General features: G+C 32.0%; 6 protein-coding genes. 3 read left to right on the forward strand and 3 right to left on the reverse strand.

The genetic code is table 11. The features are described from left to right. Positions 1-2860: PKD domain-containing protein (locus ACYEKI_RS20855; RefSeq protein WP_459213152.1), on the reverse strand; the 2860-nt coding region annotated here is incomplete at its 3' end. Positions 2861-3213: 353 nt separating this feature from the next. Beyond that, the gene (locus tag ACYEKI_RS20860) at positions 3214-6918 is read right to left on the reverse strand and encodes a BamA/TamA family outer membrane protein (protein ID WP_459213153.1); all 3705 of its coding nucleotides are present in this window, start codon (positions 6916-6918) and stop codon (positions 3214-3216) included. Between the two features lie 53 nt (positions 6919-6971). On the opposite strand from ACYEKI_RS20860, the gene ACYEKI_RS20865 reads away from it, so the two are divergent. Beyond that, complete coding sequence (locus tag ACYEKI_RS20865; protein ID WP_459213154.1) at positions 6972-8153, forward strand: Pycsar system effector family protein; 1182 nt, start codon at positions 6972-6974, stop codon at positions 8151-8153. Here ACYEKI_RS20865 and ACYEKI_RS20870 read toward each other — a convergent pair. Beyond that, positions 8150-10510, reverse strand: coding sequence for a GAF domain-containing protein (locus ACYEKI_RS20870; RefSeq protein ID WP_459213155.1), 2361 nt, complete (start codon positions 10508-10510; stop codon positions 8150-8152). The two genes, ACYEKI_RS20865 and ACYEKI_RS20870, sit on opposite strands and share 4 nt — an antisense overlap. A gap of 150 nt (positions 10511-10660) precedes the next feature. On the opposite strand from ACYEKI_RS20870, the gene ACYEKI_RS20875 reads away from it, so the two are divergent. Next, positions 10661-11791, forward strand: coding sequence for a redoxin domain-containing protein (locus tag ACYEKI_RS20875; protein ID WP_459213156.1), 1131 nt, complete (start codon positions 10661-10663; stop codon positions 11789-11791). Between the two features lie 288 nt (positions 11792-12079). Next, the coding region (locus tag ACYEKI_RS20880) for an HYR domain-containing protein (RefSeq protein ID WP_459213157.1) at positions 12080-16842 on the forward strand (4763 nt) is incomplete at its 3' end.

The raw sequence follows: 16842 nt of genomic DNA on the forward strand, positions 1-16842 counted from the left end.
CTGGACAAATAAATACATCATCTGCAATGGTTAATACTGGAGATTCTCTTTTTAAGATGTTAAACGAAGTCGTTTGGAAGCAGGCAGTATTACCTATGTTTTCTATACGTGCAAAAATTGCAGTACTCGCTTCTGATGTTTCTTGAGTTAGTTCTAATTCATTTGTTCTAGCATCTGCATCTGCTTGTGTGCTATAAAAACTGATATCAAATTGCGAAGCATCTTGTGTTCCTAAAATTTCAGGGAAACTAAAACTTAAATCGTAATTAATTACATCCGCATTGGCATCACATAATTCTAAATCAGTTACTGTTCCTGCTGTAGGGATTTCAAATACATTTAAAATAAAACTATCGGTAGCAAAACATACAGTATTCGTATTGTTTTCTATACGTACAAAAATCTCTTCTCCGTCTTGTTGACTAGTATAATTTTCTGGCGTAGCGATGGCATTTACATTATTCATAGCGTCATCACTAGAAGTATGATAGGTTATTGTCACCTCTGTAGCTGTTTGATTACCTAACACTTCATCGTCATTCTCTCTTAAATTAAAAGTAGCTACCCCCATAGTTCCGCAATTATCCAATGCCAAAGGTGCAGAAGCTATCACTGGAGTTTGAGAAATCATCAGGTTAAAGCTTCCTATTTCAAAACAAGCAGCATTGGTAGCATTTTCTATACGTACATGGATTTCTTCACTACTTTGAGCAGAATAAGCCTCTGGATTAGCAATAACATTAGCATCATTCATTGCATCATCACTTGAGTTGTGATAAGTAATTTCAAAGTCTGAAGCATTTTGAGTTCCTAAGATTTCGGTATCCTTATCTCTTAAGTTAAAATTAGCTGCATTTCCATTTCCACAAAAAGTTAACACTGTTAAATTAGCTATCCTTGGCTCTTGACTTACTTGTAACGCAAACGACCCTGTGTTAAAACAGTTTTGATCTGTACTACTTTCGATACGAGCATAAATCATTTGCCCATTACTCGTGTTAGTATAAGAAGTATGATCAGCTATAGCATCGCGTCTAGCAATTGCATCTGCTTCACTTTCATAATAAGATATTGCAAAATCACTAGCGTTTTGACTACCTAATACTTCAGTATCTTTCTCTGATAAATCAAATACAGCATTATTGTTATTACCACATAAAACAAAATCTGTTAAAGCTCCAATTGTTGCTTCTCCGGATACTACTAAATCAAACGTGGTAATATCATGACACGTAAAACTATTACGATTATGAATTCTAGCATAGATGGTTTGAGGGTTAGAAGTATTGGTAAACACTCCGGTAATCTCATTTTCGGCATTTTCTGCATCTGTTTGATTTATATAATACCTAACTACATATTCTGTATCACTTTGACTACCTAAAATTTCGGCATCTTTAATCGTTAAGTTAAAATCTGCTATACCATCAGATGGACTCCCATCACAAACAGATAAGTTCGTAGCGGCATTAGCTACTGGTAAATCATAAATGGTTATTGTAGTTGTATACACCTCTGTATCTGTACCTAAAATAGCTGTAGCTGTCACTGTATAATCTCCTACAGCAGCATATTGGTGCGTTGGTCTAATATCTGTAGAAATTGCAGAACCATCTCCAAAATCCCATTCTACAGAAGTTACTATACTTTCTCTATTCAATTCAAACTCTGTATCATCTCCTAGACATAAATTTCTTGCATCTATATCTATCTCAAAGAAAGTTTGAATAAAGTTTGGTAAACCTTCTCTACCCGTTCTAAAACCGCCTAAATCTACAGCATTATGTTCATAATTAATTCCGGCAGCGGGTGAGTTAGGGTTATGTATTACTCCTAGAGTACCATCACCCGATCTTACTGAATATATTTTTCTATCTGGACCTAATTGTAGTGCTTTGAATCTCCCTCCTCCTCTACTTACTTTTCTTCCTGTACTTATAATTCCTGAAGCTGTAGTTTGAGAAGCATCAAACTGATAAATACCTCCGGCTTCAAAAGCTATATATAGGTATTCACCATTAGGCGAAAATTCTACTCCATAAGGTCTATGCCCAATACCACTACCTGACGGAATATTTAATACATCTATATCAGATTCTCTTACAGGCATTTGATTACTTACTATACCTGTAGTTCTATCAAAATCTAGCAATTCAAACTCATTCCCTGCTGCATCATGTGCAATTGCTAATTTTGTTCCATCTGGAGAAGCTTTCATATATCCTCTAGTGTGTCTACCTAAAACCATTCCTATTGGCGACTCTACTGCATTAGGATCTAATCCTGTTTCTGTTATTAAATATGTAAAATATTTCCTCTGATCTCTACTATAAGCTATCATCCATATATCTTTACCATTAATATGTTGAACAGCTGTTAATCTTTCTGAAGACCCATCATGTAATAATATATTTTTTTGTCCTGCTACAATATCGCCTAATCCTCCATCTAACCTGATATCAACTATACTATACCTAAACCCCTGAAGTATAGGTTGTGAATTATCTTGTTTATTTGCAAACAAAAAATATAAATTAGGATCTCCTGGATGAGGAACAATTACTCCTGATTGTGTACTTGAATCATTACCTGTAAGATCTGTTCCGTTAGGCATCACGTCATGATTCCTATTCCATACTTCTAAGCCATTAGTATAAAATAATAAATCTCCGCTTTGATTAGATATAGTAGCAACTCCTTCTGTAGCTCTTAATTGTCCATCTGTTAATGCTGTAGGAGCTCCGCCACCGTTAAAAGTTATCCCAGCTCTATTTCCAAAATACCAATTATTGGCTTCACCTTGTGAAAAAATAGCGCATGAGTAAAGTAGTAATAAAAATGTGATTGTGTGTTTGAGCATCAAGTTAGTTAGTTTTTGTTAATAATGTCTAGGGGGTAACAAATATACATTCAAAATCATATATTATAATAATAAAAAACCTATCTAACTATATTATATTATCCTACTAAAATTTATTCTCTCGCAAAAAGCAACATAAAAAACTAGAATACAACGAATTACCAAATCAATTACAAATAATATTATTTTCATAAAATATCTTATTTATCGATCTAAAAAGGGGCTTTTTTCTTATATAATACTCTCTTATAAGCTTTTAAACATTTTTATTATACTTCTATTTTTAAACAAAAAAGGATTCATATTAGTAATATGAATCCTTTTTTGTTTGCTTTTTTTATTAGTTTTTTTGATTAAAAATCAACTCCAAATCCAAAAGACACCCTAGTTCCTTCATCAGAATTAAAAATTCCTAATTGTCCAGAAACTGCGTCAACTGCATTTATCCAAAACCCTCCTCCTACAGAATCATGCCATTGATTAGAATCTTCATCATCAAGCCATACACGTCCATAATCATACCCTCCATAAACTCCAAATTGCAATGGTAATAAACCTGTTTTGAATTTATTAAAACTATACCTTAAATCTGCATTAAATACTACAGCACTTCTACCAGCAAATCGTTGTTCTCTAAATCCTCTTAATCCATTATCGCCTCCTAATCGAGCTGCTTGATAAAACTCATAATCATCTCCTACTAGAATTTGAGCATCTACATCTGTTTTTAATACCAGTTTTTTATTTCGTGTCAATGCATTATAAAACCCTAAGTGTGGATTGAGATATCCATAAGCTTGATGTGTATTTTCTACATTAACTTTTGTTTCGGTTTTTACATGAAATGTCATTCCTCTTGTAGGGTTCACTCTATTATCAAAACTCTCATAACCATAAGTTAGCTCTAACCCTCCAAAATACATTCTCTCAAAGAAATCATCTCTTATTGTACTTGAAAAAACTGGATCTGTTGTTAAGAAACGATCTTCTGTTGCATCAATTTCTATACCTTCTAACATTGCTTTTATTGTAATTCTATCACCATAATATCCATTCTTTGTGATACCCAATGCTCCTGAGATAATACTCGTTTTTACTCTATTATAATCTAAGCCTTTTTCATCATCTAGGTTTATTGTACTATTTCCAAATCCAAAAAAGTTTTGTGTAAAGTTATGGCTAGTATATAATGCTTCAGCTTGAAGATTCCAATTTCCAAAAACGTCAGCAAATTCTCCTTGATAAGAAAGATCAAATCCTTCTGTTGCAAAATAGAAAGCTCCTCTTATCTTATGTCTACTTTGAAATGGTGAATTCTTAAATCCTTTAATCACATAAGTATCTGTAATATTAACATTAAATCCATCATCTGGATTAAACCCTACAAAAGGAATTATCGTGTTAGTTTTACTGATATACTTATTATAATCATAAGTATTATAATTATACCTATTTGTAAATACTACATTTGCTCCATTCTTTTCTTTAACTATGTTATCTTGATTTTTGTGGTCATAGATTTTAATCTTTTTCCCATCTTCAATAAGATATTCATCTTGATCTTGTCCTCCTATAATTCTAACTCTAATAGTATTCTTTCCTTTTCCACTTACTTTAAATTTATCATCATCATCTAATCCATAAACCCATATTTCTTTGGTTTCTCCTGCATTGATTGTTCGTTGATAAAATGGAGATTCTATTTTCCCATTTTTAATTCTTGATATTTTAATGATTGTTTTATTGTCTTCTCTTATAATTTCAAAAAAATCATCTTTATCAGTTCCTCTAATGATAACTTGTTTTGCCATATAATCATAGTAGCGTTCTGCTATTTCTTCTATATGATCTCTTCTTGCTTTTAAGTATTTCTTTATTTGTTCAAGAGTTTCGTTTTGAACTTCGTTAGGAATTTCATCAAAAGCTTTGTCTATAGTTTCATCATTTAAATACTCATGAATATAAGCTGCTTGTTTTTTCCATACTTCTTTATTTGAACCTGATGTAAATGCTCTATCTAAACGAATCCCTGATTCATTAATCCATCTTACATTCTTTAACTCAGCGTCATATTCTTGAAACTTTCGCGTAAGCGGAATTAAAAATTTGATTACATCTATTAATTTTCCATCATAATTTGAGAATACCTGATCTCTATCTCTAGGAATTGGTCTATAATATTCTTTATCATCTTTTTCAAATCGAGCCCATCTCCATTGATCTGAATGGCGATCCCAATCGCCCAAAATCATATCAAATAATCTGGCTTTTATGTATGCTTTTTCATCTATCGCGTATTTTTCATTTTTACGCAATTTTTTTATCATATCATCGGTACTCTCAATATCATCTGGTTTACCAAATGAAGCTACATCTGTAAACTCTTTTCCTGGTCGTTCTTCTAGGATATATAATTCATCCCCAAACTCTGCATTATATTTTCCTAAAGCATTGTGTTTAGGGATATATAACAATTGAGGATTTGCATGATACACTCCTATTGCATCTGCCATAGTTCCTACAGCAAATGTTGCAAAAGGATGACTCGATGTATAAAAATCTAATAGTAAATCTTCTGTGAATGTTTCATTAAAATTATCTTCTAAATAGGTATTCTTAAATGCTGCTTTTTGTAAAAATTGCGTTGCACTCTTTTTAACAGCTCTTAAACTATACCTTCTTCCATCTTTATCAAGTAATCGTAATGATCTAGTTTGATGTCCTCCTCCTTTTCTATCTATAGATACCCCACCCATAAGTGTATCCAATGTAGCTACAGGTACTTTTAAATCTGTTCCATAAACAGTTCTGTAATGATTTCCCCAGATTTTTTTATAACCTTTAGACTTTTCTGTTTTCTCTTTGTTATAAACACTAGATATCACATACTTTTCCTTTGTAACATCATAGTTCTTTTGTTCATATTCATCTTTGGCATAGATCTCTGAGCTATATACCAAGCTAGCTTTACCTTCTTTACTTCCATAAAATCTTACTTGAGAAGATCCATCTGTAAATACATCAACTACAGCAAATCCCTGATCTGGATATGCAAACTTACCATAAGCTCCTAACGCAACTGCACTTTTCTTGGAACCAGAACCAGAAATGATCTGATGTAATCCATTATCTATATTGTATTGTAAGGAATGTTCATGTCCAGAAACAAAAATCACTTTTTTGTTACTTCTGGCCATTGTTGAAAGTCTTTTTATAAAAGCATTATAATGTTCATTACTTATATCTTGTGGAGACACTCCTCCTTGTGCTCTTATCTGTGCTACTAATGTACCTAACACAGGCATAGGTATTTTTTCTTTTAAAGGAAATAAATGTTTACCAGCACTAAACTTACCTCCATGTGGTCCATATGTTATTAATGGATGATGTAATGCTACTAAAACTGTTTTTTCTGTATTCTTTTTAAATTCTCCTTCAATTTCTAAAAAGAGTTTTTCTCTTGTTTTGATTTCGCAATCATCATTCATCGTTGGGTTTTTATCCCAATTTGCCAAATACCATTGTGAATCAATAACTAGTAATTGAATATCATCACTAACAGCTATACTTTCTAATGGACATCCTTTTGAAGGTAAAAAGATATTTTTCTTATCTATTTGTTTTCTTATGTACTCTTCTTCTCGTTTTAATCCTTTTACTCCATTTGAATACCAATCATGATTTCCTGGAATAAAGAGTACTTCTCCATTAAAATTTTTAATTGCTTGTAATTGTGCTTCAATTCTTCCTTCTGCTATCTCTCTTTCTTCATGTTTAGATTTAGGCATTCCAGACGGATAAATATTATCTCCTAAGAACAAAACATAATTGTTAGCTGTCGTAACAGTATCTAATGTTTTTTTCAGTAATTCTAATCCTTCCGTTAAGTTATCTTTTTTTGCATTTCCTGCATCCCCAATCAAATAAAATGATCTTTCAACCGTTTTCCCTTTTGTTTTATAATCAAATTGATTGTTTTTATATTGAGGTGTATAGGTAGCACAAGCAGAGCATATTAAAGCTATAATCGTGCTTATAAATAAGTAATCTTTACTCATATTGTTTTACAGTCAATTTTTTTTATTATTTTGTTTCGATAAAATCCCCAGATATGTCATCTATAATTGAAATAACTGATAAATTTGTTGCTGATCTCTTTGCTGAAAAGTTACCACAAAAATGCATTTATCACAATTATACTCATACCAAAAGAGTATTTAAAAGTACAAAAGAAATCATTGATAACATCACTATTTCTATAGAAGATGAAAAAGTGTTGTTACTTACTGCACTTCTTCATGACACTGGGTATATTCAAGGTGGTGAAAATCACGAAGAAAAGAGTGTTGTTATTGCTAAGGATTTTTTAAGTAAACAAAACATTGATACGGCTCTTATTAATAAAATATCTGCCTGTATCATGGCCACCAAAATGGATAGTGTTCCTTCTACTTTATTAGAAAAAATTATACGTGATGCAGATGCTTCTCATTTTGCGAAAGAATATTATGAAGAAACTAGTGAATTTCTAAAAGAAGAAATGAAACTATGTGGTATTAAAGACTTTTCTAAAAAAGAATGGCTCAAAGAAAATATTGATATGTTTATGAATAAACATCAATATTATACTGATTATGCTATCCAACATTGGCAACCAAAAAAAGAAGAAAATTTAGCTCGAATGCTAGAAGAACAACAACGAAGGAAAAAAGAAAAAAATAAAAAAAGAGAAAAGAAAATAAAGGCTGAACTCAAGGACACTAATCCAGAAAAAGGAATACAAACACTTTTTAGAGTTACCTTAAGAAATCACTTAAAGTTAAGTGATATAGCAGATACCAAAGCCAATATTCTTTTATCTGTCAATACCATTGTAATCTCTTTGGCCTTGTCTAATCTTATACCAAAATTAGATAATCCCTCTAATCAATATCTTATTATACCTACAGTGATTTTTATTACGTTTAGTATTGTCTCGATGGTTTTATCTATCCTTGCTACACGTCCTAATGTTACCAGTGGTTCTTTTACAAGAAAAGAAATTGAAGAGAAGAAAGTAAATCTATTATTCTTTGGTAACTTCCATAAAATGCCATTATTAGATTATAAAAATGCTATGCATGATCTAATGGATGATAAAGAGTATATCTATGATACAATGATTAAGGATTTATATTTTCTAGGAAAAGTACTTCATAGAAAATATAAAATCCTTAGGATCACTTATACCGTTTTTATGATTGGAATCATCATATCTGTTGGATCTTTTGTTTTTGCTTTCTTAACTATTTAATTAAGTTCTTTTAAAAGATCTTCATACGTATAATATTCTTTATCATCATTATTATGGTAAAGAATATTTACTCGTAGTGCTTTAAGTCCTGTAACTCCTTGTAAATCGTCAAGTTCTACAACTTCTATTTTACTATCTAAATAGTTTTTCTCTTGTAAGAAATTGATATACTTAATATATTCTACTTCGTCTGTACGTTGAGAATATACGATGACTAATTTTCCTTTTTCTGTAATTCGTTTATTTGTACCTTTTATATGTGCTTTATCAACACGTTTTTTAACAACCTCATATCTTGCATTATAGGTTCCATCTACATCAAAACGTTTTTCATCCATACGGAATCGAACAGATAAAGAAGCATTAAATACTAATACCATTGATGCTACATCTAGTGCTAAAGGCAATTCTTTCTTAAATTGATAGTATTCATTCTCCATCTCACACATAACTTGTAACTGCCATAATCTCAAGTTATATAGATACAGTTTGTTAAAACTTGTTTCTTGAGTTATAGATTCTCCTATATACATATTATGCTCTACTCCATCAGTCTTAAATCGCTCAAAATAATGCGGGTACATCTGCTGTGCCTCTTCTTGTTTTTTATCTAATACAGAAGCCATTCTTTTATTAATCTGCATTACAGATTCGTCATAGTCTTTTCTGTACTTATAAATCATTTTAATTTGAGGATCCAAAGAGGTTGTATATGTTTCTACTAACTTCTTTAATTCTGGATTCTTGTTTTTAAAGAATGGTAGTAATGGATCTATTTCTTTACGTATAAAATCTAATATCGCCTGCTCACTATCAACTTGAAGTTGCTTCTGTATATTAGCTAGATTTTTCTGAATTCTAAATTGTAAATGTTGATAGATAGGAAGCTCTTCATGCCTTATAACTTCGTCTAATATAGCTGCGATGTAAATCAATTGCAATTCTAAATCTCTTTGAATTGCTTTATTTCTAGCTTCAGACGAACCTTTTATATCAATCTGTCCATATAATGGATAAACATTTTCAAATGCAATTTCTTTAAATGCTACAGATTTACCTTCTGATCTTTCATTAAAGATACGCTTAGCTTCTCTTTTAAATTTCCAATAAACACTTGGATGAATTGAAGTACACTCCTCTTGAATTATCAATTCTAATTCATCTTCAGCTTTTGATTTATTTTGTAATACAGAATCTAATAAATATGGTATTACATCTTCAAGTTTATTGGCATTAATACTATTGAGTTCATGTTTATTAGGCGAGACTAATTCTAATACACCTAATAAAGTTCCTTCATGAGATATTGGTGCAAAAATAGCACTCTTTATTCCTTGATCTTTTAAGCTTTTGTATAAACTTATCTCTGGATATTCTCTATGTGCTTTATCTATATCTGAGATTGGAAAATATGTATTCTCTCCAAATAAGTGTTCATAACTTCCTTGACATAGCGCTTCTTTACAACAAACAGAAGTTTCGTGATTCAGCAAATAACTTTCCATATTATTCACTGGCACTTTTTCAAAAACCTTATCCTCTTCGTTATATAAGGTATATCCGAATTTTAATTCTGGTAAATTAAATATTGTTCTAAAAACACTTTGAAATTGAGATACAAAATCATGATCATCCTTATCATATCTCAATAAACTTGTTTTTAGCTCAGAAATAGAAACTTCGGCTGTAGCGTCATACATATTCGCTATAACAATACCTTTCATTATCCAGCTTCCTGGAGGAAACTTTTCTTTCCAAATTTCTATATTCTCAAAATTATCAAGTAAAATTTCTACATCGGCTTCTGTTATTTCTTTTGCTTTAGTTGTTTTGGCTATTTCAATAAAATCTGCATTATATAAAATGCGATAATATCTCATCATACCTTCTGCATCAGGTATGTCATAAAAAAATGGTCGTTTAAAATCTATTTTAAATCCGTAGTATAATCCTAAAACTATACTACACCCCATGATGTAATGATGTTCGCTATCAAGATTTTTGATTGTAGGTTCAAAATCTTTTCCTGCAGCAGCTATAATATTTTTGTATCGTTTGGTTGATTTTAAAACGATATTACTAAACGGTATTGTAGCTACCTTAATCTCATTTTGTTGTAATATACTAGAAAATGAATCTTCAAGAATTAACTCTATTTCTGGTAAAAACTTGCTTATTTCTTCTTCTGTTTGTAAGCCTTCTTCTAGCTCAGGATAAGCTGCTACAATATCCAAAATTTGCTGCGCACGAGCTTTCAATAGTGAATTTTCACTATTGAGATGATCTCGATAAGAATCAAAAAACTTTTTGAAACTTATCACTACATCAAGAGGAAACTCTTGCTTAATTAAATTCATTTCTTTCTTTCCCTTTTATCTTCAACATACAAAAATACGGAATATAATTTTTCTTTGTAAGGATTAACATTTAATTATATTTTAAAATTATTATTTAGGCTATATCCAAAGGATTCTCTAATTTTACTGTCCTAGAAAAATTAAAAAATAATGAAAAAAATAGCGCTTTTAGGTTTAGCTCTTTTGGCTTTGGCTTGCCAAGAAAAAGAAACTAAACAAGGATATCAGATTTCTGGTAAAGCAATTGGTTTTGAGGATGGACAAACGATTTATGTAAATTCTTTAAGTAGTTCAAACAGACCTATTATCATTGACTCTGCAGTTGTTTCAAATAATAGTTTCAGTGCATCTTTACCTCTTGTTGAGCAGAAAGATTTTCATTATCTAACATTTAAAAATGCTGGTGGTAATGTAGTTTATGTAGCAGAAAACACTCCTATACAAATGACTATTTATAAGGATAGTCTTAGATCTTCTATTATTAATGGTGGTAAGGGAAATAAGCTATTTTTTGATTACAATCAGAAAAAAAATCAAATTGCTCAGGACTTACAAAAATTAAATAACGATTATATTATAGCTTCTCGCTTAAAAGAGACTGAAAAGCTTCCTGGTATACGCGAAAAACAAGCTGCTTTAAAAATCGAACAAAAAGATTTTAGAATTCAGTTAGCCAAAGAGAATCCATCAGAATTAATGGCTATTATCGCTCTTGCTGATGTAATGAATTTAAAGTTAGCTCCTGCAAAAGAAGCTAATACTGTATATACTAATCTAGATCCTTCTGTAAAGAACTCTCGTCTAGGTAAATTACTTGCTAATACAATTTCTCAATCTATTGGTGCTATTGATATAGGTAGCGTTGCTTCAGATTTTTCTGCTCCTACACCAGAAGGGACTCCTCTTTCTTTAAAGCAAGCTATGGGAGAAATCACTATTATTGATTTTTGGGCTTCATGGTGTAAGCCTTGTCGTATCGAAAACCCTAATGTTGTTAAACTATATAATGAGTATCATGATAAAGGTTTAAATATTATTGGTGTTTCTTTGGATAAAAACAAAGCACATTGGGTTAAAGCTATAGAAGACGATCAATTGAGTTGGAATCACATTTCAAACTTACGATATTGGCAAGAGCCTATTGCTAAAGCTTATGGGGTAAGATCAATTCCAGCTACTTTCATCTTAGACAAGGACGGTAAGGTTATTGCAAAAAACTTAAGAGGTGCACAACTTGATGCTAAAATTGCTGAATTATTAGGAGATTCATCTACTCTATAGACCTCATATTTTATAAAACATATAGAAAGGTAGCTCATATGAGCTACCTTTTTTCTTTCCAGCTTATATCATAAGTTATTATAACATAGTCTTTTTTACATTCTATTTTTCTCTTATCTCTTTCTCTATCAGAGATTTTTTTCTTTATTCACTTTAGTATTATCTCAACTAATTTTTAATACCCTGTTTTCAGGGGTATTCTCTTCATAAAAAAACACCTGATTAAAGGGATACACACATTACGGTCACCTTTTAATTTTGCATTAACCCAACATTCCTCTATCATATATGAAGAAAAAAACTCATAATCAACGCATTACCAAATTATATCTTTTATTAACTTTTTTTATTACTTCATTCAGCTATTCACAAACCACAGAAGAAGGCTGTCCAGAAGTTGCTGTTTCTACACTTAAAGGTTCTAGCGGTTTTGATATTGCTTATAAGGATATTGATGATTTTTTAGGTTCTTCAGCAAAGAATGCTGGAGATATTAATAATGACGGAATTGAAGATTTTATAATTGGTGCTCCCGAAGTAAGCTTAGGAGGTGTTGAAGAAGTTGGTGAAGCTTATGTCATTTTTGGAAGTGATTCTTTTTCATTAAACGACTTTGACCTTAATACACTAGATGGTACTAATGGTTTTACGCTAAGAGGGGTTACTAGTCATGAAAATATGGGGTCTACTGTAAGTACTGCTGGTGACTTCAATAATGACGGAATCGACGATGTAATGATTGGTCAAGATAATGGTCGAAGTAGTAATATGGGTGCTGTAATCATTATTTTTGGTCGTAATGGAGGTGGTTTTATGCCTTTATATACCAAAGCGGATATTAATGGTACTAATGGGATTGTTATTTCTACAACAGAAACTGGAACTCACCTTGGCTATGCCTTAGCTTCATTAGGAGATATCAACGGAGACACAATCGATGACATAGGTATCTTAGATTGGAATAATTTTTCGTCTTCTTTTAGATCCGTATATATTATTTATGGTTCATCTACCATAGCTTCTATGGATATTAGTTTTCTTAATGGTTCTAATGGTTTTTCTGTTACTCATAATTTTGCCAGAGCTCTTGGTAATCAAGATGTAATAGAAAATATTGGAGATATCAATGGTGATAATATCAACGATTTTGCGATTGGTATTCCTCGCCATAATAATAATGGTATTTCTAATAGTGGCGTAATAATGGTTGTTTTTGGTCAAAATTCTAATTTCCCTAATCAACTTCCCGTGGCTTCATTAGATGGTACCAATGGCTTTCTTATCGAAAGTACAACAGGTAGTTCTTTGGGTTCTGTTATCAATAGTGCTGGTGATTTTAATAACGATGGTATTGATGATTTTATGTTTTCTGAACCTAGTTTAGATTCTAATTCTTTAGAAAATAATGGTCGAGTTTATATTGTATATGGAAAAACAACTCCTTATAGTTCTTTATATACTATAAGTGATTTTAATACTAGTAATAGTACTATCATTACTGGTAGTGAAGAAAATTCTTCTTTAGGTCAACGTCTAAGTTTGGCTAAAGATCTCAATCAAGATACTATTGATGATTTACTTATTTCTAATCGTAGAGGAGTTGGAGCTAAAGGTTCTGTACATATCCTCTATGGACAAAATACGCCCACTCCTACATTAAACTCTAATCAAATAAACGGAACTTTAGGTCATGAAATTTATAACAACGTTCGCTTAAATTTTGGTTTTGTGTCAAGCCTAAGTGGCTTAAGAGATATTAATAATGACGGTTATAATGATTTTATTATAGGAAGTTATAGAAGTAATACTCATGTGGTTTTTGGAAATACTTATGGTTTAACCGATACAATATCACCAGAGATCACCTGTCCTAATTCTACTCAACAATTACCACTTAATGGAGTAATTCCTGATTATAGATATGCATTAGTTAATGTTGAAGATAATTGTACTTTTAATCAAAATTTAGTTATTACTCAAACTCCTCCTATAGGAACCTTATTTACAGGCAATACGACTGTTACTTTAACTGTTGCTGATGCCTCTGGTAATACTAATTCGTGTAGTTTTGAAGTTCAACCAACACCTAATACACCGCCTTTGAATTGTAGTACCAATCGTATGAATACTACAGAAATTGACGGAACAAATGGTAGTATTATTTTTGGTGAACATCCACAAGCCAATACAGGTACTGATATTGCCAACGTAGGTGATATTAACAATGATGGTTTTGATGACTTTGGGATTGCAGCCCAAGGTAATGATGGTTCTCCTATGGATCCAGGTGATCAAAATCGTGAAGATATCATTGGTGGTGCTTATATTGTTTATGGTACAGCATCGGGTCTACCTCCTACAGTTAATTTAAGTCAACTTAATGGTACTAATGGTTTTAAAGTTACTAATGATTTTATAACTACAAGTCGCCCTTCTTTTGCTTATAATATCAGTCCTGCTGGAGATTTAAATAATGATGGTATTGATGATTTTATTACTACAGAAGTTTTTGCATCTACAGACGATGGTAGAGAACTCGGATATACTTTTATCATTTTTGGTCAATCAAGTTTTCCTTCTACTCTTCAACTTTCCACCTTAAATGGTACAAACGGTTTCATAGTTAGAGGTATTGATGAATATGAACGTATAGGTTATGATTCTGATGCATTGGGTGATATTAATGGAGATGGTTTGGATGATATCGCTTTAGTTGAAGGTTCTGGTGATAGAGATGGTGAAGGTGGTAAAGTCTTTATTCTCTATGGTTCTTCTACTCCTTTCCCAAGAATACTCACACCTGATCAAATTAATGGTACAAATGGTTTCGTGATTGTATCCGATACTCCAGAACCTGGCACTATAGGCTATGCTGTTTCTGGATTAGGAGATGTTAATGGTGATGCTATCAATGATATTGGAATTGCAGGAGACGAAGGAAGACAATTTGTTGTTTTTGGAAGAAATTCTAATTTCCCTTCTTCATTTAATATAAGTTCTCTTAATGGTAATAATGGTTTTTCTGTTTTTCATTCTAGTGAATCTATTGCAAGAGGAATTAGTAATATGGGGGATATCAATAATGATGGTTTTAATGAGATTGGTTTTGGTTTTCACTATATAGTTTTCGGAAAAGCTTCTTTCTCTAACCAACTGGATCTTAACACTCTTGATGGTATTAATGGGTTTAAGGTTAGTAATAGCTCCTTTGGTTCTCCATCTTCATTAAGTACTATTGGTGATTTTGATAATGACGGTATCGATGATTTTATTATTGGAGATAGAACTTGGTATACTATTGTTTTTGGACAAACAGATTGGGATGCTGTTATTCAAACCAACACTTCTACATTAATTAGAAAGCTTAATGTATTTGTCAATCATTCTCTTGGTTATTCCTTTGACCTTGTAGCAAAAGGAGTTGGTGACTTAAACAATGATGGTTTAGGTGATATTGCTATAGGAGCTCCTGCTGGCGAATATCGTTTTGAACAAAATGCTGACCCTGGTTTCGTTTTTGTATTTTATGGTCAAGAAATTTCTGATATAGAACCACCAGAAATCACAGATTGTCCAACAAATCAAACGTTAGTAACAGGAACACCGTTACCTGATTATACTTTAGGGTTAACCGTAAGTGACGATTGCGATACGATGCTTGACATTGTTCAATCACCTACACCGGGAACACTTTCATTAATTACACAAACTGTTACCATTACAGTAACCGATAATTCTGGAAAAGAAGCTATTTGTTCATTTGTAGTTTCTGATGGTTCTGATACCGAAGATCCTGTAATCTCTTGTCCAGCTAATCAAACACTAGATTGTAATGCAACTGTTATACCTAATTATACAACACTAGTTACTGCTACTGATAATATTGATACAGATGTCACTATTACTCAAAATCCTGTCGCTGGTTCACCTTTTACAGATGGGATGACTGTTACTTTTACAGCAACTGACGATGCTGGGAACAGTTCGCAATGTAGTATCATTATTACTGCTAATGCTGATACCGAAGACCCTATGATCTCTTGTATTGGAAATCAAAATCTTAATATTGGTGATAATTTACCTGATTATACTTCTTTAATCACTGCTACGGATAATTGTGATAATACTCTTACTATTACTCAAAACCCTAATGCTGGTTCTCCTTTTATAGATGGGATGACTGTTACTTTTACAGCTACTGATGATGCAGGGAACGATTCACAATGTAACATCACTATTATTGCTAACCCTGATACTGAGGATCCTGTAATCTCTTGTGTCGGAAATCAAACACTAGATTGTAATACAACTGTTATACCTGATTATACTACACTAGTTACTGCTACTGATAATATTGATACAAATGTCACTATTACTCAAAACCCTAATGCTGGTTCGCCTTTTACAGATGGGATGACTGTTACTTTTACGGCTACTGACGATGCAGGGAATAGTTCGCAATGTAATATTACTATTACTACCAATCCTGATACCGAAGATCCTGTTATCTCTTGTATTGGAAATCAAAATCTTAATATCGGTGATAATTTACCTGATTATACTTCTTTAATCACTGCTACAGATAATTGTGATGATACTCTTACTATTACTCAAAATCCTGTCGCTGGTTCGCCTTTTACTAATGGCATGACTGTTACTTTTACGGCTACTGACGATGCAGGGAACAGTTCTCAATGTAGTATTACTATCACTGCTAATGCTGATACTGAGGATCCTGTAATCTCTTGTCCTGCTAATCAAACACTAGATTGTAATGCAACTGTTATACCTAATTATACTACACTAGTTACTGCTACTGATAATATTGATACAGATGTCACTATTACTCAAAACCCTAATGCTGGTTCGCTTTTTACAGAGGGGATGACCGTTACTTTTACGGCTACTGACGATGCAGGGAATAGTTCGCAATGTAATATTACTATTACTACCAATCCTGATACCGAAGATCCTGTTATCTCTTGTATTGGAAATCAAAATCTTAATATCGGTGATAATTTACCTGATTATACTTCTTTAATCACTGCTAC

Origin of the sequence: Aquimarina rhabdastrellae (assembly GCA_947387485.1) — a bacterium.
GTDB lineage: Bacteria > Bacteroidota > Bacteroidia > Flavobacteriales > Flavobacteriaceae > Aquimarina.

Bases quoted from the DNA above. Each gene is read 5' to 3' on its own strand.
- ACYEKI_RS20865 (WP_459213154.1), top strand. From the start codon at position 6,972: ATGTCATCTATAATTGAAATAACTGATAAATTTGTTGCTGATCTCTTT.
- ACYEKI_RS20875 (WP_459213156.1), top strand. From the start codon at position 10,661: ATGAAAAAAATAGCGCTTTTAGGTTTAGCTCTTTTGGCTTTGGCTTGC.
- ACYEKI_RS20860 (WP_459213153.1), bottom strand. From the start codon at position 6,918: ATGAGTAAAGATTACTTATTTATAAGCACGATTATAGCTTTAATATGC.
- ACYEKI_RS20870 (WP_459213155.1), bottom strand. From the start codon at position 10,510: ATGAATTTAATTAAGCAAGAGTTTCCTCTTGATGTAGTGATAAGTTTC.